Here is a 20859-nt window from a genome sequence, read left to right as displayed (position 1 = left end):
CAGGTCTCTGCGGCGGGGGCCGCGCTGCGGGCCGGCGGCCCGCGCGCCGGCTATCCCTGGGGTTTGTTCGCCGGTCTGGCGCCCTTCTTGGGATTGGTCGGCTTGGCACCCGGCTTGGGCGCGAGAGCCTTGGTGTCGACCACGGGGCTGTTCGACTCGTCCGCCGCGCTCGCCTTGCCGCGGCCGAACAGGCCGCCCGTGCGTGCGGGCTGGACCGGGCTCTTGGCGGAAGTGCCCTTCGCGGCGCCGGAACCACCGGCCGGGCGCGCGCCCGACGAGCTGCGACCGGCCATCTGCGGCGGCGGGAACTTGCGCAGCACCCACTGCTGCTGGGCGAGGGTGAAGAGGTTGTTCGTGACCCAGTAGATGATGACACCGATCGGGAACAGCGAACCCGAGATCAGCAGGGACAGCGGGATGCCGTACAGCATCAGGCGCTGGATCATCTTCTGCTGCGGGTCCTCGGCCCAGCCGGTCTTGAGGATCATCTGGCGGCTGGTCATGTACGTGGTGGTCATCATGACCAGGATCAGCACACCCGCGACCACCTTGACCGTGGCGCTGTGCGCGCCCAACGCCACCAGGTCGGCCGGGGTGGAGCCGAACTTTGCGGGCAGCGGGGCGTTGAACAGCGCCGCGTGCGTGGCGGAGTTGAACTGTTCGACGGTCCAGCCGTACAGCGTCTTGTTGGTGTTGTCGGGGTGCAGGCGGCGCAACACATGGAACAGGCCCAGGAAGACCGGGATCTGCAGGAACATCGGAAGGCAACCCATCAGCGGGTTCGCCTTCTCCGTCCGGTACAGCTCCATCATTTCCTTCTGGAGCGTTTCCCGGTCACCCTTGTGCTTCTCCTGCAGCTCCTTGACCTTCGGCTGCAGGGCCTGCATGGCCCGCTGGGATTTGATCTGCTTGACGAAGACCGGGAAGAGGATGACCCGGACCGTCACCACCAGGAAGACGATGGCCAGGACCCAGGTCCAGTTGGTACCTAGGACCCGCTCTTCGGGGATGCCGATGGCGGCCCACAGGTCGTGCCAGCGCAGGAGGATCCACGAGATCGCGTAGTAGATCCAGTCGAGACTCAATTCAGGCTCCTGTCACATCGGCAGGACGGCGACGCGTCGGGTCAGGTACCGGGTCGTACCCGCCGGGGTGGAAGGGTTGGCAGCGCAACAGCCGCCAGATCGCCAGTCTGGTCCCGCGCAGAGCGCCGTGCCGCGACAACGCCTCCTGGGCGTAGGCACTGCACGAGGGGTAGAACCGACAGCGGGCCGGCAGTGCCGGGCTCAAATACCGACGGTACGCGACGACTGCGCCGATCATCAGCCGGGCGACCGGCGAGCCGCGTCCCGTCGGTCGCGACCCTGTTTCCGGCGCGCGGTCGTCCGCCGTCGGGCCCGGCCCCGTTGCCTGCGTTCCCCCGTCCGCCGAAGGGTCCGGGGAGTCGGCGGTCACCGGCCCCGGCCCCGGCGCGGCGCGCTCGCGGCCGCGAGTGCCGCCCCGAGGTCGGCGTCGAGCGCGGCACCGGATGCTGCGGCGGCCGCCGGCAACGCACGGACCACCAGCAGGGCGCCGGGCGGCAGCGTGGCGAGCCGGGGTCGAACCAGGTGGCGCAACCTGCGCCGGACGCGGTTGCGCACGACCGCGTTCCCGACCGCCTTGGACACGACGAAGCCGGCGCGTGCCGGGGAGTCGGAACTCTCGGCAGGCGCCGGCTCGTCAGAGATCGGCGGGATGCTCAGGTGAACGACCAGCGTGCTGCGACCGGCTCGGCGGCCGCCGCGGACCGCTGCGGCGAAGTCGGTGCTACGCCGCAGTCGTTGCGCCGCGGCCAGCACGATTACCTGGGCATTCCGGGCCCGGACAGGCGTCGGCTCAGGCCGACAGCTTGTCGCGGCCCTTGGAGCGGCGGGAAGCGAGGATGGCACGGCCGGCCCGGGTGCGCATGCGCAGCCGGAAGCCGTGGGTCTTCGCGCGCCGGCGGTTGTTCGGCTGGTAGGTGCGCTTGCTCACGTCAGAAACTCCGTCTTCGTGCTACGTGCATAGGGGATCGGCTGCAAGACGCCACTCTAGCAGAGCGCGGCGGAGCAACCGTTCGACCCTACGCAGGGCCAATTCGCTGGTCAACCACCTGCGGGGATGGCGCGCTGCCGTGCCCGGGCCGCTGAACTGCAGACCGGTCGATGCGTGCGTCGATGAACATCAGGGGACGCCGTACGGGCGGACGGCGGTTGAAGCCGGTGCCACCGCGCTGTTAGCGTGCCCGTTTGCCGGTCTCCCCAAGCGCTATTCGCATACCGCATAGAGGGGGCCAAAACCGGACAAGGCGGTTAATCGTTCGGCACGGTGAGCCTGTTTTCCCGCGCCAGCACAGGCTCCGGGGAATCTGCCGACCATCCGGCCGGGGAGCGACCGCCAAGGTGTGCACAGGTTGTGGATAACCTGTGGACAGCCGGCGGCGCCATGCACGTGAAGCACGTATGAATGTGCTGGGTTGTGGGTGACGACGGGCAGAGGCGGAAAGCCGGACAAGGCACCGGGGCGTCCGGTGGCGATGGGGGTGGCGCGGCGGTGGCCGATTCGGTCGACCTGAGCGAGGTCTGGACTGCGGCGACGAACGAGCTGGCCGACGAGATCGTGTCGGGCCAGCAGCGGGCGTACCTGCGGCTCACCCGTCTGCGCGCGATCGTCGAGGACACCGCGCTGCTGTCCGTCCCGGACGCCTACGCCCGCGACGTCATCGAATCGCGGCTGCGCCCGGCGATCACGGACGCACTGTCGCGCCGGCTGGGCCGCCCCATCCAGGTCGCGGTCACGGTGCGCCCGCCCGACGACGGCTCCGGCCACCCCGGCACGGTGTACGGCACCCCGCCTCCCGAGGGCTACGGCAGCCCGGCACCCGAGCCCGACAACCGGCCCGGCCACTACGCGGACGACCGCGACCACGGCGCACCCCCGTCCGGGTACGGCACCGACGGCCTGCCATACCCGCCGGACGAGTTCGACCCGGATCGGTACGGCGCGGCACCGACCGGATCCGCTCAGCACTCGGCCCCGGCCACCCCGTACCCCCGGGGGGTGCCGGCCGCGCGCGACGCGCAGGATGCGCTGTTCGCCGCGCCCGTGCCGCAGCCGGCCCAGATGCCCGCGCCCGCGCCGACCCATCCGGCGGCCCCGCACCAGAGCGCCGGCCGCCGCGAGACCGAAGCGCCGCGCCGCGAGGCCCCCCGGCAGTCTCCGCACTATCCGGAACCGCCCTACCCCGAGCCGCCGAACGAGTCCGGTCGCCTGCTGGCCACCGATCCCGGTCCCCGGCGCAACGACCGGGCGCCCGGGCCGGAGCGCCGCGACGAGTCGCTGCGGATGGCCCACGCCGGCGACAACGGTCCGGGCCGCGCGATGGACATGCGGGCGCCCAACAGCAACCCGCGGCCCGGCGGAGACGGCGGCAACCGGCTCAACCCGAAGTACATGTTCGAGACGTTCGTCATCGGGTCGTCCAACCGGTTCGCGCATGCCGCCTCCGTCGCGGTGGCCGAATCACCCGCCAAGGCGTACAACCCGCTGTTCATCTATGGCAGCTCGGGACTGGGCAAGACCCACCTGCTGCACGCGATCGGCCACTACGCCACGACGCTCGGCCACGCCCGCTCGGTGCGGTACGTGTCGACCGAGGAGTTCACCAACGACTTCATCAACAGCCTGCGCGACGACAAGACCCAGGCGTTCCAGCGGCGCTACCGCGACGTCGACATCCTGCTGATCGACGACATCCAGTTCCTGGAGAACCGCGAGCGCACGCAGGAGGAGTTCTTCCACACGTTCAACACGCTGCACAATGCGAACAAGCAGATCGTGATCAGTTCCGACCGGTCGCCGCGGCAGCTCGCCACGCTGGAGGACCGGATGCGCACCCGGTTCGAGTGGGGCCTGCTCGCCGACATCCAGCCGCCGGACCTGGAGACGCGTATCGCCATCCTGCAGAAGAAGGCCACCCAGGAGCGGATGTACGCCCCGGACGACGTCCTGGAGTTCATCGCGTCGCGAGTGTCGAACTCGATCCGCGAGCTGGAGGGCGCGCTGATCCGGGTGACCGCGTTCGCCAGCCTGACCCGCTCGCCGGTCCAGCTCTCGCTGGCCGAGGAGGTGCTGCGGGACTTTATGCCGGACGGCGCCGGCCCCGAGATCACCGCCGACCAGATCATGGTGTCCACCGCGGACTACTTCGGCGTCAGCCTGGAGGATCTGCGCGGCCACTCGCGCTCGCGGGTCCTGGTCAACGCCCGCCAGGTCGCCATGTACCTGTGCCGGGAGCTGACCGAGCTGTCCCTGCCCCGCATCGGCCAGGCTTTCGGTGGCCGTGATCACACGACCGTGATGCACGCCGATCGCAAGATCCGTCAGCACATGGCGGAACGCCGATCGCTGTACAACCAGATCGCGGAGCTCACCAACCGGATCAAACAGAACACCTGAGTACCTCTCGCCCCTCCGGCCGGCTTACACGCCCGTGCCGCAGGGAGGCCCGCCCGGGCCGGTGCCGCTCGGCGCCGGCCCTTCTTCGTACCTGCTGAACCCGGCACACCCCGCCACGCCGATGAACCAGCAGGGGCAGCACGGTCCCGCCTCATCCACACGCTGCAACACGAACGTGTCGTGCCAACGTTTTCCACCGGCTATCCCCAGCCGTTGTCCCCACCCGTGGACAACGGTCGACCGCGTTACCCACAGATGTGGACGACTCATGGGGAAATCGATGTGGACAGACACGGAAAGTGACGAGACTGTCCACCGCCTGTGGACGAGTGTGGATGGCCTGTTGAAGGTTCTGGGGACGACGAGTCCGTGCCGTCGCGGCGTTATCCCCAGACCCGGGGACAACCCCCGTGGATTTCCGGTGGACAACCGGTGGACAGCGGTGGACAACCGTCCCCGGCTCGGCGACTGTGGACGCAGACCCCCGTTCGTACCCGGGTTACCCACATGTCGGACACCGGTGGATAACTCTCTGACCAGCACGAACGGCAGTTCTCCACACTGTGCACAGGACCGATGAAGACGACTAGTTATCTCTTCTAAGACAACAAAAACCAATCATCAGCGTTGGGGAAGGTGTGGATGGGTTCGGATTGGCCCGCCCATGTCAGGCTCAGTTCTCAGCACCGGGGTCGGGCGCGCGGCGGGACCGTACGCGCCCTAGAGTTCGGTGGTCCGCCCCTACAGAGGAAGCCTTGCGGAGGACAGCATGAAATTCCGGGTGGAGCGCGACGCGCTCGCCGATGCCGTGGCATGGACGGCCAAGAGCCTGCCCAGCCGTCCATCGGTGCCGGTGCTCGCCGGCGTCATGCTGCGCGTGGCGGACGGGAGACTGCACGTCTCCGGCTTCGACTACGAGGTCTCCAGCCAGGTCAGTGTCGAGGTCCAGGCTGACGCCGACGGCGCCGCGCTGGTCTCCGGCCGCCTGCTCGCTGAGATCACGAAGGCGCTGCCTGCCAAACCGGTCGACATCGCAGCCGTCGGATCGCACCTCGAGCTGGTGTGCGGCAGCGCCCGCTTCACCCTGCCCACCATGCCGGTGGAGGACTACCCGACGCTGCCGGAGATGCCGTCCAGCACCGGCACGGTCGACGCGCAGACGTTCGCCGCCGCGGTGGCGCAGGTCGCGGTCGCCGCGGGCCGCGACGAGACGCTGCCGATGATGACCGGGGTCCGGGTCGAGCTGAACGGCACCACCCTCGCGATGCTCGCCACCGACCGGTACCGCCTGGCCATGCGCGAGATCGAGTGGGCACCCGACGACCCCGAGGTCAGCCTCAACGCGCTGGTGCCCGCCAAGACGCTGAACGACACCGCCAAGGCGCTCGGGCCCCTCGGCGGCGGGGTCACCCTCGCGCTGGCCCAGGGCACCGCGGGCGAAGGCATGATCGGTTTCGCAGGCGGCACCCGGCGCACCACCAGCCGCCTGCTCGACGGCGCGAACTACCCGCCAGTGCGCTCGCTGTTCCCCGCCAGCCACAACGCCGAGGCGCGCGTGCAGGTCGGCGCGCTGGTCGAGGTGGTTCGCCGGGTCGCGCTGGTCGCCGAGCGCACCACCCCGGTGCTGCTGAGCTTCAGCGCCGACGGCCTCGTGGTCGAGGCGGGCGGCACCGAGGAGGCCCGGGCGAGCGAGGCCATGGAGGCTACGTTCACCGGCGAGGAGCTGACCATCGGCTTCAACCCGCAGTACCTGATCGACGGCCTGCAGAACCTGAACGCCCCCACCGCGGTGCTGTCCTTCGTCGACGCGTTCAAGCCCGCGGTGATCTCGCCCGCCGGCGAGGACGGCGAAATCGTGCCCGGATACCGCTATCTGATCATGCCGATCCGGGTAACGCGCTGATACTGAGCTGAAGTACGCACACGTAGGGGGACATCATGCAGCTCGGCCTCGTCGGTCTCGGCCGGATGGGCGGCAACATGCGGGACCGGATGCGCGCCGCCGGTCTCGAGGTCATCGGGTACGACCAGCACAAGGAGACCTCGGACGTCGCCAGCCTCGCCGAGCTGGTCCAGAAGCTCGCCGCGCCACGCGTGGTGTGGACCATGGTCCCGTCCGGCGAGATTACCGAGGGCACCATCAACAAGCTCGCCGAGCTGCTGTTCCCCGGTGACATCGTCATCGACGGGGGCAACTCCAAGTTCACCGACGACGCCCCGCGCGCCGAGCGGCTCCAGGCCAAGGGCATCCACTACCTGGACTGCGGCGTCTCCGGCGGCATCTGGGGCAAGACCAACGGGTACGCACTGATGGTCGGTGGCGAGACCGAGATCGTCGCGCACTGCCGGCCGATCTTCGACGCGCTCAAGCCGGCCGGCGAGTTCGGCTTCGCCCACGCGGGCCCGCACGGCGCCGGCCACTACGCCAAGATGATCCACAACGGCATCGAGTACGGCCTGATGCACGCGTACGCCGAGGGCTACGAGATCCTCGAGGCCTCCGAGCTGGTGCAGAACGTCCCCGCCGTGATCAAGAGCTGGCGTGAGGGCAGCGTCGTCAAGTCCTGGCTGCTCGACCTGCTGGACCGCGCTCTCGACGAGGACCCGACGCTCGCCGGGATCCGCGGCTACGCCGAGGACACCGGCGAGGGCCGGTGGACCGTCGACGAGGCCGTCCGGCTCGGCGTGCCGGCCAACGTCATCGCCGCGTCGCTGTTCGCCCGGTTCACCTCCCGCCAGGAGGACTCGCCCGCGATCAAGGCCGTCGCCGCGCTGCGCAACCAGTTCGGCGGCCACGCCGTCAAGCGCTGAGGCAGCCATGTACGTACGCCGGGTCGAGCTCACCGACTTCCGCTCGTACGAGCGGGCGGCGGTCGACCTCGAACCCGGCGTCACCGTGCTGGTCGGCCCGAACGGCACCGGCAAGACCAACCTCGTCGAAGCCCTCGGGTACGTGGCCACCCTGGACAGTCACCGGGTCGCCACGGATGCCCCGCTGGTTCGCGCGGGCGCCGCATCGGCGGTCATCCGCTGCGCGATCGTCCACGACGGACGGGAACTGCTCGTCGAACTGGAGATCGTTCCCGGCAAGGCGAACCGGGCGCGGCTCAACCGTTCCCCGGTACGCCGCGCCCGCGAGGTCATCGGCGCACTGCGCATGGTCCTGTTCGCCCCCGAGGACCTGGAACTCGTCCGCGGCGACCCGGCCGAACGCCGCCGGTACCTCGATGAACTGCTCGTCGCCCGGCTGCCCCGGTTCGCCGGGGTCCGCGCCGACTACGACCGGGTCGTCAAGCAGCGCAACGCACTGCTGCGCACCGCGTACCTGACCCGCAAGGTCGGCGGCACCCGCGGCCAGGACCTGTCCACGCTGTCCGTGTGGGACCAGCACCTCGCCCACCACGGCGCGGAGTTGCTGGCCGGGCGGCTGGAGCTGGTCACCGCGCTCGCCCCGCACCTGACCAAGGCGTACGACGCGGTCGCCGCCGGCCGGTCGTCGGCGGCCATCACGTACTCGTCCGGGTTGGGTGAGGTCCTGGCCCCCGACCGCGCGGCGCTGGAGCTGGCCCTGCTGGCCGCCCTCGAGGAGCGCCGCGCCTCGGAGGTCGAACGGGGTGTGACGCTGGTCGGCCCGCACCGCGACGACCTCGCGCTGACCCTGGGGGACCTGCCCGCCAAGGGCTACGCGAGCCACGGCGAGTCCTGGTCGTTCGCGCTGGCCCTGCGGCTTGCCGCGTACGACCTGCTGCGGGCCGAGGGGATCGAACCGGTGCTGGTGCTCGACGACGTCTTCGCCGAGCTGGACGCCGGGCGCCGGGAGCGGCTTGCCGCGCTGGTCGGCGACGCCAGCCAGCTGCTGGTGACCTGCGCCGTCGCCGAGGACGTGCCCGCCGCGCTGCGCGGCGCCCGTTACGACGTCGCACCCGGGACGGTGACCCGTGCCGCCTGACCCCGCAGACGCCCGTCCGAGCCGGCGAGCCGGCGGAGCCCCCGACGCGGCAGCGCACGCCACGGGGCAGTCCCACCAACGCGGCCCCACAGGCCACGCCGTTCCCGCCGGCGCGAGCGGCCACGCCGGTCCGTCAGGCACGGCGAGAGTGAGCGGGCAGGACGGTCCAGCGGGCACCCCAGAGGTGAGCGGCCACGACGGTCCGGCCGGTCCGGAACTGGCCCGTGCCGTGCTGGACGCGGCGCTGGCCCGGCGCCGTGCCGCCCCGCGTACGCGCCGGTCCGGTGGCGGGGCCGACGGAGGCGGTCGTCGGCTGCGCGGCTACTCGGGGCCCGGACCCGACCCGAGGGACCCGCAGCTGTTCGGCGACGTCCTGCAACGGCTGATGAAGCAACGCGGCTGGCAGAAGCCCGCGGCCGAGGCCACGGTGTTCGGTGCCTGGGAGAAGGTCGTCGGCCCGGACATCGCCGCCCACAGCCACCCGGTCAAACTCGACGCGGGCGTGCTCACGGTCGAGGCCGAGTCCACGGCCTGGGCCACCCAACTGCGTCTGCTCGCCGCGAACCTGCTCAAGCGCATCGCCGCCGAGGTCGGCAACAACGTCGTCACCCGGCTGAACATCCACGGCCCGGCCGCACCCTCATGGAGCCGCGGCCCGCGCCGAGTCCAGGGCCGGGGCCCCCGCGACACGTACGGCTGACCCGTCCGGCTCAGTAGTCGGCGAAGATGGCGAAGCCGCGCTCCGCACACCGGCGGTAGAAGCCGGCCAGCACGGCAAGCTCCGTACGGGCGAAACTCCAGTGCGGCGCATTGCCCGCGTCGTCGCGCAGCGCAGCCAGCCGGTGGTCCAGCCAGCGAAGCTGCTGCTCCGCGAGCCGCCCGCCCGCCACGGCCGCCCGCAGCACGCCCGCCACGCTGTCGAACGTGACCAGGTCGCCGTACTCGTGATGCCCCTCGACGAACCGTTCGAGCCCGCCGGCGATCCACGCGCAGCCGTCCGGGTCGATCACCGGGTCCTCGTCCTCCGCGGCCGCGTCGGTCGCGTACAGGACCCCGTCCAGCCCCAGGAGAAGGTCGACCAGCTCCGTGTACGCGGTCGCCCGCACCGTACCGGTCTTCGCGATGTGCAGCGCGAGCGCGCCGGTCGGCGCCGCGATCTCGGGCGCCTCCGCGATGCCGCCGAAGTCGACGAACTCGGCGGGCGCCACCGGGTCGTAGAACTGGTTCGTCCGCGGCCAGCGCACCGCGACGTTGTCCAGGCCCTTGTCGTGCGCCATTGGGGGGCCACCTCCTCGACCTACCCTTGCGGCCGTCCGGCCGTACACCGGCCCGCGCGGGGAGGTTACGACACCGCCACCGGTGGCCGTGAGGCAGTGTCGCAGCGCGTGGCCCTCGGGTGCGGCAGGCGCGCCCCACCGGGCGGCGCCGGATTCCTGGGCCGTTGCGGTCAGGCACCACTTCCGTGTAGGGGGAGACGCGGATGGCGCCCTGCGAGCCGCTACGGCAATCTGAGGCCCCGGAATGGGTGCCGGACCCTCGAGAACTCGCTCCGGCGGAGTAGAATCGCCGAAGACCGGGAAAACGCCAGCATGACGATGATCCGTCACGCTGCGCGATTTTTCCAGCCGATCACGATCCGCGGGTGACCGCGGCGACCGGCGCGGCTCGGCTCCACCGGTGGTCCGCCTTCTCCCCGCGGGTTGTCGTCTGTGGTGCGCCCTGTCCGCCGGCGTCGCAAGCCGCCCGCCGACCCCGGGTCCGGCCCACACGGGCCAGGCGCGAGAAAGTGGCCGAGGTGGCAGAGAAGAAGCACGAATACGGTGCCGAGTCCATCACCGTGCTCGAGGGCCTCGAGGCGGTGCGCAAGCGTCCCGGCATGTACATCGGCTCCACCGGCGAGCGCGGTCTGCACCACCTGGTCTGGGAGGTTGTGGACAACGCGGTCGACGAGGCGATGGCCGGCTACTGCGACACCGTCGACGTCGTTCTGCGCGCCGACGGTGGTGTCTCGGTCACCGACAACGGTCGCGGCTTCCCGGTCGACCTGCACCCGAAGCTCAAGAAGCCCGGCGTCGAGGTCGCGCTCACGGTTCTGCACGCGGGCGGCAAGTTCGAAGGCACGGCGTACAAGGTCTCCGGCGGCCTGCACGGTGTCGGCGTCTCGGTCGTCAACGCGCTGTCCACCCGCATGGCTGTGGAAATCCACAAGTCCGGCTTCGTCTGGCGCCAGCAGTACAACTCGTCCAAGCCCGGCCCGCTGGAGAAGGGCGAGCCGACCACGACGACCGGCTCGACGGTCCAGTTCTGGCCCGACGCGACGATCTTCGAGACGGTCGACTTCGACTTCCAGACGATCTACCGCCGGCTGCAGGAGATGGCCTTCCTCAACCGCGGCCTGACGATCAACCTGCTCGACGAGCGTCCCGGGCAGGAGGACGAGAACGGCAAGGCCCGCGAGGTCACCTTCATGTACGCGGGTGGCATCGCGGACTTCGTGCGCCACCTCAACGCCACCAAGACCGCCATCCACAAGTCGGTGATCGAGTTCGGCGCCGACGCGAACGAGGAGGGCATGGCGGTCGAGGTCGCCATGCAGTGGAACGAGTCGTACGGCGAGTCGGTGTACACGTTCGCCAACACGATCAACACCCACGAGGGCGGCACTCACGAGGAGGGCTTCCGGGCCGCGTTGACCAGCATGGTCAACCGGTACGGCGCGGAGAAGAAGCTCCTCAAGAACGACGAGAAGCTCAGCGGCGAGGACATCCGGGAGGGTCTTGCCGCGATCATCTCGGTCAAGTTGGCCAACCCGCAGTTCGAGGGTCAGACCAAGACAAAGCTGGGCAATACCGACATGAAGAGCTTCGTCCAGAAGGTCGCCAACGACCAGCTGGCGGACTGGTTCGAGCGCAACCCGGCCGAAGCCAAGATGATCGTCACCAAGGCCTCCCAGGCCGCACGCGCCCGCATCGCCGCCCAGCAGGCCCGCAAGCTGGCCCGCCGCAAGTCGCTGCTGGAGTCCGGCTCGATGCCGGGCAAGCTGGCCGACTGCCAGTCCACCGACCCGCGGCTGACCGAGCTGTTCATCGTCGAGGGCGACTCCGCCGGCGGCTCCGCCAAGTCCGGCCGGGACAGCATCACCCAGGCGATCCTGCCGATCCGCGGCAAGATCCTTAACGTGGAGAAGGCCCGGATCGACCGGGTGCTGAAGAACAACGAGGTCCAGGCGCTGATCACTGCACTGGGCACCGGGATCCACGACGAGTTCGACATCGCCAAGCTGCGGTACCACAAGATCGTGCTGATGGCCGACGCCGACGTCGACGGCCAGCACATCCAGACGCTGCTGCTCACTCTGCTGTTCCGCTTCATGCGTCCGCTGGTCGAGGTCGGTCACGTCTACCTGGCCGCCCCGCCGCTGTACAAGATCAAGTGGAACAAGAAGGGCGACGACGCCCAGTACGCGTACTCCGATCGGGAGCGCGACGGCCTCATCGCGCTGCGCCAGCAGAAGAAGGCCAACGCCAAGCCGGACGACATCCAGCGGTTCAAGGGTCTCGGCGAGATGAACTTCCTGGAGCTGTGGGACACCACGATGAACCCGGCTACCCGGACGCTGCGCCAGGTGACATTGGATGACGCCGCCGTCGCCGACGAGCTGTTCAGTGTTCTCATGGGCGAAGACGTCGAGGCACGCCGGACGTTCATCCAGCGCAACGCCAAGGACGTGCGCTTCCTGGACATCTGACGGGTGGGTCGGCGGTCATCGAAACAACGCCGACCAGTGGTTATGCACAGTCCCCCACTAGTTTCCACAACGTTATCCACAGCGAAATGCGTAGCTCGACCCTTGATGTCGGGTTCCACTGCAAGTAAGGGTTAACTGTGACGGACACTCCCGAGACCCCTGGCGACGAGCCCCAGGACGACGTCGGCGGCGGCGTGACCCAGCGCATCGAACCGGTCGGCCTTGAGGTCGAGATGCAGCGCTCGTACCTCGACTACGCGATGAGCGTCATCGTGGGCCGGGCCCTGCCGGACGTGCGCGACGGCCTCAAGCCGGTGCACCGCAAGATCCTGTACGCGATGTACGACTCCGGCTTCCGCCCGGACCGCGGCTACGTCAAGTGCGCCCGCGTCGTCGGCGAGGTCATGGGCAACTACCACCCGCACGGCGACTCGTCCATCTACGACGCGTTGGTGCGGATGGCGCAGCCGTGGTCGCTGCGCTACCCGCTGATCGACGGCAACGGCAACTTCGGCTCGCCGGGCAACGATCCGCCTGCCGCGATGCGCTACTGCCTGACCGCGGACGCCCTGGTCAGGACCCCGTTGGGCTCGGTGCGGATCGGTGACATCGTCCCGGACGCGGCGCCGAACTCCGAGACCGACATCGACCTCAAGGTCTACGACCGCAACGGCGACCCGGTCCGGGCCACGAAATTCTTCCACTCGGGCGAGCACCCGACGCTCACGCTGCGCACCCGCGAGGGCTTCGAGCTGACCGGTACGCACAACCACCCGGTCCTGTGCCTGGTCAGCGTGGCGGGCGTGCCGACGCTGCTGTGGAAACTGCTGGCGGAGATCCAGCCGGGCGACCGGGTTGTCATGCAGCGGGTCGTGCCCGACGAGGTCGGCATGCCGATGTTGGAGCACCTCGAGGCGGCGGTGCTGGCCGGAGCGTTCGTCAGCGAGGGATGGGCGTCGGAGAGCCGCGCGGGCTTCAACAACGTCGACGCGAGCTTCTTTGCCCGGGTCGTCTCCGCCTACGACATCGCGGTGGGTGGTCCGCGCTACGTGGGTAGCCGGACGATCGCGTCCGGCAGTGTGCTGCACGAGCTCGACATCCAGAACCTGGGCGCACTGCGTCGGAGCGTGCTCGGGGAGCTGATCGGGGCGCGCAGCGCGGCCAAGTTCGTCCCCTCGTTCGTGTGGGCCGGTCCGGCCGCCCTGAAGCGGGCGTTCCTGCAGGCTCTGTTCGAGGGCGACGGGTCCTCGTCGCTGCTGCCGCGCAACACCATCCAGATCTCGTACTCGACGCGCAGTGCCCGTCTCGCGGCCGAGGTCCAGCAGTTGCTGCTGGAGTTCGGCGTGGTGGCCCGGCAGTGCCGGTATGAGAGCGGCGAGATCAAGGTCGTCATCACGAACCGCCGCGACGCCCGTCAGTTCGCGCTCCACGTCGGCTTCCTCGGCCGCAAGCAGGCGAAGCTGGAGTCGGAGCTGGGCTCGATCCCGGCGACGAGTACGGCGATGTCCGGCGACCACGTGCCGTTCGTCGGCGACTTCATCCGTACGCATGGTGCCCGTCGGTGGACCGAGCGTGACTGGCTGGTCAAGCACAACGTCGACCGCATCGAGTGCTGGGAGCGGGACGGCGCCGAGATTGCCGCGCGGATCACCGAGCCGGGCGTGCTGGACGTCGTCGAGCCACTGGTGGACGGCCGCTTTTACTACGCCGAGGTGGCCGGCCTTTCGGACGGCGGCGTGCGTCCGGTGTTCAGCATCCGCGTCGACACCGACGACCACGCGTTCGTGACGAACGGCTTCGTCAGCCACAACACCGAGTCGAGGCTCGCGCCGCTCGCGATGGAAATGCTGCGCGACATCGACGAGGACACCGTCGAGATGCAGGACAACTACGACGGCCGGGCGAAGGAGCCCACGATCCTGCCGGCGCGGTTCCCGAACCTGCTGGTGAACGGGTCCGAGGGCATCGCGGTCGGTATGGCCACGAAGATTCCGCCGCACAACCTGCGGGAGATCGCGGCGGCGGTGCAGTGGTGCCTGGACAACCCGGAGGCGGACGAGGCGACCACTCTGGAGGCCGCGCTCGACATCGTCCAGGGTCCGGACTTCCCGACCAAGGGCCTGATCGTGGGCAAGTCGGCCATTCAGGACGCGTACCGGACCGGGCGTGGGTCGATCCGGATGCGGGCGGTCGTGGAGGTGGAAGAGGACGCCCGGGGGCGTACCAGCCTCGTGGTGAACGAGCTGCCGTATCAGGTCAACCCGGACAACCTCGCGGAGCGGATCGCGGAGCTGGTCAAGGAGGGCAAGCTCACCGGGATCGCCGACATCCGGGACGAGTCGTCCGGGCGTACCGGTCTGCGGTTGATCCTGGTGCTCAAGCGCGACGCGGTCGCCAAGGTCGTGCTGAACAACCTGTACAAGCACACCCAGCTGCAGGACACGTTCGGCGCGAACATGCTGGCGCTGGTCGACGGCGTCCCGCGTACGTTGAATCTGGCGCAGTTCCTGCGCCACTACGTGGCGCACCAGATCGACGTGATCCGCAGGCGGACGGCCTTCCGGCTGCGCAAGGCCGAGGAGCGGGCGCACATCCTGCGCGGTCTGGTGAAGGCGCTGGACATGCTGGACGAGGTGATCGCCCTGATTCGGCGTTCGCCGACGGTGGAGGACTCTCGCCAGGGCCTGATGCAGTTGCTGGACGTGGACGAGGTGCAGGCCACCGCGATCCTCGACATGCAGTTGCGGCGGCTCGCCGCTCTGGAGCGTCAGAAGATCATCGATGAGTTGGCGAAGATCGAGGTGGAGATCGCCGACCTCAAGGACATTCTGGACAAGCCGGAGCGGCAGCGGGCCATCATCTCGCAGGAGCTGAAGGAGATCGTCGACCGGTGGGGTGACGAACGGCTCACCCAGATCATCCCGTTCGACGGCGAGGTCTCGATGGAGGACCTCATCGCCCGCGAGGACGTCGTGGTGACCATCACCCGAACGGGTTACGCCAAGCGGACCAAGATCGACATGTACCGGTCACAGAAGCGCGGCGGCAAGGGCGTGAGCGGGGCGACGCTGCGGCAGGACGACATCGTCAGCCACTTCTTCGTGATCTCGACCCACGCGTGGATCCTGTTCTTCACGAACAAGGGCCGGGTGTATCGGGCCAAGGCGTACGAACTACCAGAAGCAAGCCGCACTGCCAAGGGGCAGCACGTCGCGAACCTGCTGGCGTTCCAGCCCGACGAGCACATCGCGCAGGTCATCCAGATCGCGAATTACCAGGTCGCACCGTATCTTGTGCTGGCAACGAAGAATGGTCTGGTGAAGAAGACCCGGCTGGAGGAATTTGACTCCAACCGGAGCGGTGGCATCATCGCGATCAACCTGCGGGAGGACGACGAGTTGGTGGGGGCGGCGCTGGCCAGTGCGGCGGAGGACCTGCTGCTGGTCTCCAAGCATGCCCAGGCCATCCGGTTCAACGCGTCGGACGAGGCGCTGCGGCCGATGGGCCGGGCGACCTCGGGTGTCATCGGCATGCGGTTCAGCGGCGACGACGAACTGCTGGCGATGGAGGTCGTCCGCGAAGGGCTGGACGTCCTGGTCGCCACGGACGGCGGGTTCGCCAAGCGGACGCCGATCGAGGAGTACCCCGTACAGGGACGGGGCGGCAAGGGCGTACTGACCGCCAAGATCACGGAGCGTCGTGGTGGTCTGGTCGGTGCGTTGGTGATCAGCCCGGAGGATGAGCTGTTTGCCATCACCAGCAATGGTGGAGTCATCCGGACTCCCGTGAAGCCTGTACGGCGCACGCGGGATCGGAACACAATGGGGGTCAAGCTGATGGACCTCCCAGAAGGTGTAACCATCGTGGCGCTTGCTCGCAATGCCGACGAGCCTGACGAACAGGACTAGTTGATGACGGAGACCACGGCGAAGTCGGGGAGTTCGGGGACCTCGGCAACTCCGGTCGACGAGGAGCCGAAGAAGGACGGTTCCACGCCGGCCGGGCGCGAGGCCACCGGCCGCGCGACAGTCCCCGCGGATGCCCCGTCCCCGCCGAAGTTCACCCGTGCGCCGGGCATGGCCCCGCCGCCGAACGAGCCGCCGGCCGATGGGGACGCCCCGGCGAAGGCGGACCGGCCCGGCAGCACGCAGGCGGCGGCGATCGCGAAGGGCTCGGCGGCGGTGCCGATCGTCACCAAGAGCGGCAGCAAGGGGGCGACCCCCAACGGGTCGGCCGGCCGTACCGGTGTCCTGCCGCCCGTGGCACCCGGCACCGCTGCGCCGAAGCCCGGCACCACGGCGACCGACGGCGCGAAGCGGCCCGCCGCCGCGGCGGCCGGCGCCGGGGCATCCGCGGTCGGTGCGGCCCGGGTGTCCGAGACGGTTCGCGCCGCGCGCTCGACGGTCTCGTCGGCTGCCGCGCGTGGCCCCCGCCGCGCCCGCCTGAACCTCAAGCGGATCGATCCCTGGTCCGTGATGAAGTTCGCCTTCGCCGTCTCCGTGGTGCTCTTCATCGTGGTCGTGGTCGCCACCTCGGTGTTGTATCTCGCGCTGGATGCGATGGGCGTCTGGACGGAGATCAACAAGGGTTTGGGCGACCTGGTGAGCGCGAGCGGCGGCAGCGGTTCGAGCGGCTCGGGCTTCCGGGTCACCGCGTGGGGCGTCATCGGCACATCGATGCTCGTCGGCGCGGTGAACGTGGTTCTCTTCACGGCACTCGCCACGCTGGGTGCGTTCATCTACAACGTCTGCGCCGACCTGGTGGGTGGCATCGAGCTCACCCTGGCGGAGCGCGACTGAACGGTACGGGAGGGGTCGACGCGCCGGGCGACGACTCCTCCCAGGTCCGGCGGCACGACGGGGGTCCCGATTTGAGGGACGAAGTCGGGGTACGGTAACCTTCGGTGTCGCACGCACGGGGCTATAGCTCAGTCGGTTAGAGCGCAGAGCTGATAACTCTGAGGTCGCTGGTTCGATTCCAGCTAGCCCCACCACAGTGCGTTGGCAGTCTCCGATCGTGAGAGGTCCAGCCATGCTGAAGAAGCTCCTGATCATCGCCGGTGTCGTCGGCGCGGCTGCGCTGATCGTCAAGCGGGTCAAGGCATCCAGCGACGAGCGGGCCCTCTGGCACGAGGCCACCACGGCCACCGACCTGCGCTGACGGCCGTCCCGGGGCCCTAGCTCAACTGGCAGAGCACCGCCTTTGCAAGGCGGGGGTTAGGGGTTCAAGTCCCCTGGGCTCCACCAAAGTGTCCTCTGACCTGCGGTAACGCGGAATCAAGATCACGTACGACAGTTCTACGACAGATCGTAAATGATCTTTAGTCAATCACTGGGTCGGTTGTCCCTCCGCCGCCGCCTGGAGCAGTGCCCCGACAACGCCCCGGCGACGCTCCCGGCGAGGCCACCAATGGACGTACGTCTCCAGGGTGATTTGAAGCGCCTTGTGCCGCAGCGCCCGTTGCACGTCCTTCGGGTCGGCGTGGTTGCTGATCAACGTGGTGGCGAAGAAGTGCCGCAGCGCGTGGAAGCCGCCGTGCTCCTTGGGCCATCCCGCCTTGTCCCGCCACTTGCACCATTCCTTCGACCAGGTCTTGTCCGTGAACGGGTTGCCCCGGGTGGTGGTGAACAACAACGGCACTAGCCGCCGTCTCGGCTCAGGCCCGGTGAGGTCGACCAGCTCGAATTCGGTGGGCGGGAACTCCATGACGTGGTGTGCGAGCGCCCTGCTGACCACGGGATCGAGGTCGACCGTCGCGGCGGCCGGATCCAAGGTGCGGACGCCCTTGGGAAGGCTGAGGTAAAAGCCGCCGTACTCGCGTGGCGAGTAGCGGAGCTGCTGCACCACGTGCAGTTCCTGATGAACGGAATCGACGCACCGGCCACCGTCCTCCATGCCGAGAACCTCACCGATCCGAAGTCCCTGCCCGGCACCCAGCCAGAGGGCGGCGTGGTATCGAGGCGGAACCGCGTCGAATAGCGCCAGCACGTCATCCTGGGTCGGCACCCATTTCGGTGCCCGGGAAACGCCTCGGAGGATCTGACCGAGCTTGACGCCATCACAGGGATTCTCGGTGGCCTCCTTGTCCGCGACCGCTGCGGCGAGCACGGTATCCAATAGTTCGAAGTACAGCCGCAATGACGACTTGGGTGTGTTCTCGGCAAGTCGCCGTGAGATCCATTCGAGGATCGCCGTCGTGGTGATCGCCCGGGTGTGCGGCGTCGGGTTGTTCGAACCCGGCAACCTCATGTCACCGAACTCCGGCAGAAGGTGAAGCCGGAGATTCGCGGGTATCCGCCGCCGAGTTTCGACCGCCCACGTCACGGCCCGAGAAGCGCACCAGCGGTCCGCGTACTCCCGGAACGTCAGGACCTGTTGAGCGGCCCGGCCGCGAACGACGGGAGCCACGCCAGCTCGCTGGGCGGCGTCGAAGTCCTTGGCATCCGTCTGGCGCTCGAAATACTGCGTTCCGCCGTCAAACCGAACCCGCCACCGTTTGCCCTTACCGTGCAGCTTGGACGGAAGTGGCTTCTTGTCAGGGCCGCGCTTCTTCAGGTACCACATGTCATCGACTGCCATTACGCGGCCTGCCCTTTCAGCCATTCCCGAACCTCAATCGGGTCGTAGCGAAGGTGGCGGCCGACCTTGTAGGCGCGGGGACCGGTCCGGCGGTGTCGCCATTGGTAGAGCGTCCCGGGCGGAATACGGAGGTACTTGGAAGCCTCCTGGATGCTCCACAGTTCGTCGTCATGGGTTGGGGTGGTCAATGGGCTTCCTCCTTCGGGGTCAGGGTCAGGTACACGCGGGTTTCCCCGGCGTGGCTGGCGGGGCGGGTGCTGGTCCGGCAGGTCGCGCGGCGACCGTATGCGGCGGTCAGTTGAGCGACGAGCTGGGCCTTGTGGATGGTCACGATGTCGGCGGGTCCGATGAGCCGGACCGCCAGCAGCGGGCGGGGTCTTGGTGGCATGGGCTGCTCCTGGTGGTGCTGATCTAGGGTGTGGGCATGTCGGCGTTGGTCCTGCTGGTGTTGTCGGGCTGCCTGTTCGCAACCTTGTTCGTAGCGGTGGCCGCCGCGATCGGCCTGGCCCTCGCACGCAAGCGGTAGAGCCGGGCTGGTCAAGTCACTGTGGAATTATCAAGAGACGTGTTGACACGTACGTGTCACGCGGCGGTGGGGAGTGCCGACGGCTGGTCGTCGGCGTAGTCGCGGGCTGCTTGGGCGCGGCGGCGGGCGGCGTCGGCGGCGGAGTTGGCGAGCAGGGCGTCGCCGGTGGTGATCCAGCCGGTGGCGTGGTAGCCGAGCCGATACACGACGAGGTCGGCTTGTTGGTCGTCCCACAGGTGGGGGAAGCCTTGGGTGCGCCGCCAGATGGTGCGTTCCCACCGCTTGTAGGTGTAGGTGACGGAGAAGCCGCGGCTCTTGGTGGTGATGTGCCCGCCGACGCCGTATTGGTGGGCGTAGCGGCGTAGCCGGTGCCAGCCGTCGGCGGTGCCGAGGTCCCAGCAGGCTTGGATGAGCCGCCCGGTGTGGGTGTCCGGGGCGGCGTACAGCTCGATGCTCATGTCGTCGAGGCGGCGGAAGATCGCGCCGGTGGCCTCGGTGCTCTTGGTGACGTATTTGGCGAGGTAGCCGGACAGCTTGGTCAGGTTCGCGTCGTCACCGTCGGCGTTGATGTGCACGATGTCGAGACCCTGCGCGCCCCACGCCATCTCCCAGCCGTGGCCGTTGTTGGCGGGGTGGCCGGCGGTGGCGTAGCGGGTCTTGCCGAACGCGGTTTCCAGGACGCTGGCGAACATGCCTCGGGTGACGATCCGGTCCGGCGGGACGATCGCGCCGGGGCAGTCCGGGTGGTAGCCGTCGAGGCGGATGATCGCGTGGTAGTGGATGACGCCCCGGGCCTGGAACTCGTACACCTTCAAGTACCGGCGGCGCAGGTCCACGCCGAGGCGCTTGCCGAGGCGTTCCAGCTCGCGGTCGAACTCCTGGATGGTGCGCCGCCACAGTTCGGTGGCTTGCAGGTTCCACACGACCTGGTGCCGGTGGTCGTAGCAGTCCAGGCACAGCGGCGTCCCCAGCAGGGGGTCGCTGGCGGTGTGCCGGGAGGTGCAGCGCATCTCGCGGCCGTGATCGCAGGGCTTGCCGAACGGGCGGCACACCTGGGCGCGGCAGGTGCAGCGGTCCTTGCTGCGGCAATCCGCGGCGTGGGTCTTCACGACGCGGTGGTGCACCGGCCCGAAGGAGGGGGCGGTGGCGGTGAGGAACACGGCCAGGTGCTGCCCGAGCGGGGGCAGCCCGTAGCGGCCGCCTTTGAGCCCGGCCCGGATGATCTGGTAGGTGTCGCGGCGGTACACCTCCGCACAGGACGGGCAGACGCTGGCACGGCGGTTGCCGCAGGGGGTGTAGATGACGCCGTCGGGCATCGAATCGGTGTCGATGGTGTGCATGAGGGTGCCGTCGGGGTTCTTCACGTCGATCGACCCGGACAGGCGGATCGGTCGGGTGCACGCGGCGGCGGCGGAGACGTGGTCGAGCCATTCCGGGTAGTCGCCACTGCGGACCCGGTCGCGGGCGGTAATGGTCTCGGCGGGGTCGAAGCCGAGTTGCGCGTCCGGGTGCTCGACCCGGCGGTCAGTGGTCCACGGCCAGGTCTCGGCGTTCTCCCCCACACCCACAACAGAGGTTGTG

Annotated in this window: 18 protein-coding genes and 2 tRNA genes; 11 read left to right on the top strand and 9 right to left on the bottom strand. The window is 69.0% G+C overall.

Going from position 1 to position 20859, the window contains the following annotated elements:
• Positions 1–50: 50 nt before the first annotated feature.
• The 4 genes from yidC to rpmH all read right to left on the bottom strand — a co-directional run bounded on the left by yidC (position 51) and on the right by rpmH (position 2013).
• On the bottom strand, positions 51–1085 hold the full coding sequence (gene yidC, locus ACMCNK_RS21455) for a membrane protein insertase YidC (RefSeq protein ID WP_412738173.1): 1035 nt from the start codon (positions 1083–1085) through the stop codon (positions 51–53).
• Between the two features lies 1 nt (position 1086).
• Positions 1087–1323: a membrane protein insertion efficiency factor YidD gene (gene yidD / locus ACMCNK_RS21450; RefSeq protein WP_412738172.1), complete on the bottom strand. Its 237-nt coding sequence runs from the start codon at positions 1321–1323 to the stop codon at positions 1087–1089.
• 128 nt (positions 1324–1451) lie between these two features.
• Positions 1452–1838 carry a ribonuclease P protein component gene (gene rnpA, locus ACMCNK_RS21445; protein ID WP_412738171.1) on the bottom strand — a complete coding sequence of 129 codons (387 nt, stop codon included), beginning with the start codon at positions 1836–1838 and terminating at the stop codon, positions 1452–1454.
• Positions 1839–1875: 37 nt separating this feature from the next.
• Positions 1876–2013, bottom strand: coding sequence for a 50S ribosomal protein L34 (rpmH, locus tag ACMCNK_RS21440; RefSeq protein ID WP_133873797.1), 138 nt, complete (start codon positions 2011–2013; stop codon positions 1876–1878).
• Positions 2014–2571: 558 nt separating this feature from the next.
• Between rpmH and dnaA the strand changes: the two genes are divergently transcribed.
• From dnaA to ACMCNK_RS21415, 5 genes are all read left to right on the top strand, one after another.
• Complete coding sequence (dnaA, locus tag ACMCNK_RS21435) at positions 2572–4476, top strand: chromosomal replication initiator protein DnaA (RefSeq protein ID WP_412738170.1); 1905 nt, start codon at positions 2572–2574, stop codon at positions 4474–4476.
• Positions 4477–5245: 769 nt separating this feature from the next.
• Positions 5246–6379 carry a DNA polymerase III subunit beta gene (gene dnaN, locus ACMCNK_RS21430; RefSeq protein WP_412738169.1) on the top strand — a complete coding sequence of 378 codons (1134 nt, stop codon included), beginning with the start codon at positions 5246–5248 and terminating at the stop codon, positions 6377–6379.
• Between the two features lie 35 nt (positions 6380–6414).
• Positions 6415–7287: a phosphogluconate dehydrogenase (NAD(+)-dependent, decarboxylating) gene (gnd, locus tag ACMCNK_RS21425; RefSeq protein ID WP_412738168.1), complete on the top strand. Its 873-nt coding sequence runs from the start codon at positions 6415–6417 to the stop codon at positions 7285–7287.
• Between the two features lie 7 nt (positions 7288–7294).
• Positions 7295–8425, top strand: a complete 1131-nt coding sequence (recF, locus tag ACMCNK_RS21420) for a DNA replication/repair protein RecF (RefSeq protein WP_412738167.1) — start codon at positions 7295–7297, stop codon at positions 8423–8425.
• Positions 8426–8573: 148 nt separating this feature from the next.
• The gene (locus tag ACMCNK_RS21415) at positions 8574–9125 is read left to right on the top strand and encodes a DUF721 domain-containing protein (protein ID WP_412738166.1); all 552 of its coding nucleotides are present in this window, start codon (positions 8574–8576) and stop codon (positions 9123–9125) included.
• A 10-nt stretch (positions 9126–9135) separates the two neighbouring features.
• On the opposite strand, the gene ACMCNK_RS21410 is transcribed toward ACMCNK_RS21415, so the two are convergent.
• A complete protein-coding gene (locus ACMCNK_RS21410; RefSeq protein WP_412738165.1) occupies positions 9136–9702 on the bottom strand; it encodes a hypothetical protein in 567 nt (188 codons plus the stop codon).
• A 518-nt stretch (positions 9703–10220) separates the two neighbouring features.
• On the opposite strand from ACMCNK_RS21410, the gene gyrB reads away from it, so the two are divergent.
• The 6 genes from gyrB to ACMCNK_RS21380 all read left to right on the top strand — a co-directional run bounded on the left by gyrB (position 10221) and on the right by ACMCNK_RS21380 (position 17419).
• A complete protein-coding gene (gene gyrB, locus ACMCNK_RS21405) occupies positions 10221–12173 on the top strand; it encodes a DNA topoisomerase (ATP-hydrolyzing) subunit B (RefSeq protein WP_412738164.1) in 1953 nt (650 codons plus the stop codon).
• Positions 12174–12406: 233 nt separating this feature from the next.
• Positions 12407–16081, top strand: a complete 3675-nt coding sequence (gyrA, locus tag ACMCNK_RS21400; protein ID WP_412740940.1) for an intein-containing DNA gyrase subunit A — start codon at positions 12407–12409, stop codon at positions 16079–16081.
• A 3-nt stretch (positions 16082–16084) separates the two neighbouring features.
• Positions 16085–16972 (top strand): DUF3566 domain-containing protein, encoded by an 888-nt coding sequence (locus ACMCNK_RS21395; RefSeq protein ID WP_412738163.1) that lies wholly within the window; start codon positions 16085–16087, stop codon positions 16970–16972.
• A 117-nt stretch (positions 16973–17089) separates the two neighbouring features.
• Positions 17090–17166, top strand: a tRNA-Ile gene (locus ACMCNK_RS21390).
• Between the two features lie 38 nt (positions 17167–17204).
• On the top strand, positions 17205–17333 hold the full coding sequence (locus tag ACMCNK_RS21385; protein WP_242624868.1) for a DLW-39 family protein: 129 nt from the start codon (positions 17205–17207) through the stop codon (positions 17331–17333).
• Positions 17334–17343: 10 nt separating this feature from the next.
• Positions 17344–17419: transfer RNA gene (locus ACMCNK_RS21380), tRNA-Ala, on the top strand.
• An 82-nt stretch (positions 17420–17501) separates the two neighbouring features.
• On the opposite strand, the gene ACMCNK_RS21375 is transcribed toward ACMCNK_RS21380, so the two are convergent.
• The 4 genes from ACMCNK_RS21375 to ACMCNK_RS21360 form a co-directional block, all read right to left on the bottom strand.
• Entirely contained in the window at positions 17502–18422 is a 921-nt protein-coding gene (locus ACMCNK_RS21375; RefSeq protein WP_412738162.1) for a tyrosine-type recombinase/integrase, read from the bottom strand.
• A gap of 329 nt (positions 18423–18751) precedes the next feature.
• The gene (locus ACMCNK_RS21370) at positions 18752–18940 is read right to left on the bottom strand and encodes a helix-turn-helix transcriptional regulator (protein ID WP_412738161.1); all 189 of its coding nucleotides are present in this window, start codon (positions 18938–18940) and stop codon (positions 18752–18754) included.
• Complete coding sequence (locus ACMCNK_RS21365) at positions 18937–19140, bottom strand: hypothetical protein (RefSeq protein WP_412738160.1); 204 nt, start codon at positions 19138–19140, stop codon at positions 18937–18939. The genes ACMCNK_RS21370 and ACMCNK_RS21365 overlap by 4 nt, the downstream gene beginning before the upstream one ends.
• A 194-nt stretch (positions 19141–19334) precedes the next feature.
• Positions 19335–20846 carry a replication initiator gene (locus ACMCNK_RS21360; RefSeq protein ID WP_412738159.1) on the bottom strand — a complete coding sequence of 504 codons (1512 nt, stop codon included), beginning with the start codon at positions 20844–20846 and terminating at the stop codon, positions 19335–19337.
• Positions 20847–20859: the final 13 nt, after the last annotated feature.

The organism is Krasilnikovia sp. MM14-A1259 (genome assembly GCF_047159535.1).
Lineage (GTDB): Bacteria > Actinomycetota > Actinomycetes > Mycobacteriales > Micromonosporaceae > Actinoplanes.
This window is presented reverse-complemented; position numbering and strand designations above follow the sequence as displayed.

Excerpts from the sequence above, each read along its gene's own strand:
- yidD (WP_412738172.1), bottom strand. The coding sequence starts at position 1,323 with ATGATCGGCGCAGTCGTCGCGTACCGTCGGTATTTGAGCCCGGCACTG.
- dnaN (WP_412738169.1), top strand. The coding sequence starts at position 5,246 with ATGAAATTCCGGGTGGAGCGCGACGCGCTCGCCGATGCCGTGGCATGG.
- gnd (WP_412738168.1), top strand. The coding sequence starts at position 6,415 with ATGCAGCTCGGCCTCGTCGGTCTCGGCCGGATGGGCGGCAACATGCGG.
- recF (WP_412738167.1), top strand. The coding sequence starts at position 7,295 with ATGTACGTACGCCGGGTCGAGCTCACCGACTTCCGCTCGTACGAGCGG.
- ACMCNK_RS21410 (WP_412738165.1), bottom strand. The coding sequence starts at position 9,702 with ATGGCGCACGACAAGGGCCTGGACAACGTCGCGGTGCGCTGGCCGCGG.
- gyrA (WP_412740940.1), top strand. The coding sequence starts at position 12,407 with ATGCAGCGCTCGTACCTCGACTACGCGATGAGCGTCATCGTGGGCCGG.
- ACMCNK_RS21395 (WP_412738163.1), top strand. The coding sequence starts at position 16,085 with ATGACGGAGACCACGGCGAAGTCGGGGAGTTCGGGGACCTCGGCAACT.
- ACMCNK_RS21385 (WP_242624868.1), top strand. The coding sequence starts at position 17,205 with ATGCTGAAGAAGCTCCTGATCATCGCCGGTGTCGTCGGCGCGGCTGCG.
- ACMCNK_RS21375 (WP_412738162.1), bottom strand. The coding sequence starts at position 18,422 with ATGAGGTTGCCGGGTTCGAACAACCCGACGCCGCACACCCGGGCGATC.
- ACMCNK_RS21365 (WP_412738160.1), bottom strand. The coding sequence starts at position 19,140 with ATGCCACCAAGACCCCGCCCGCTGCTGGCGGTCCGGCTCATCGGACCC.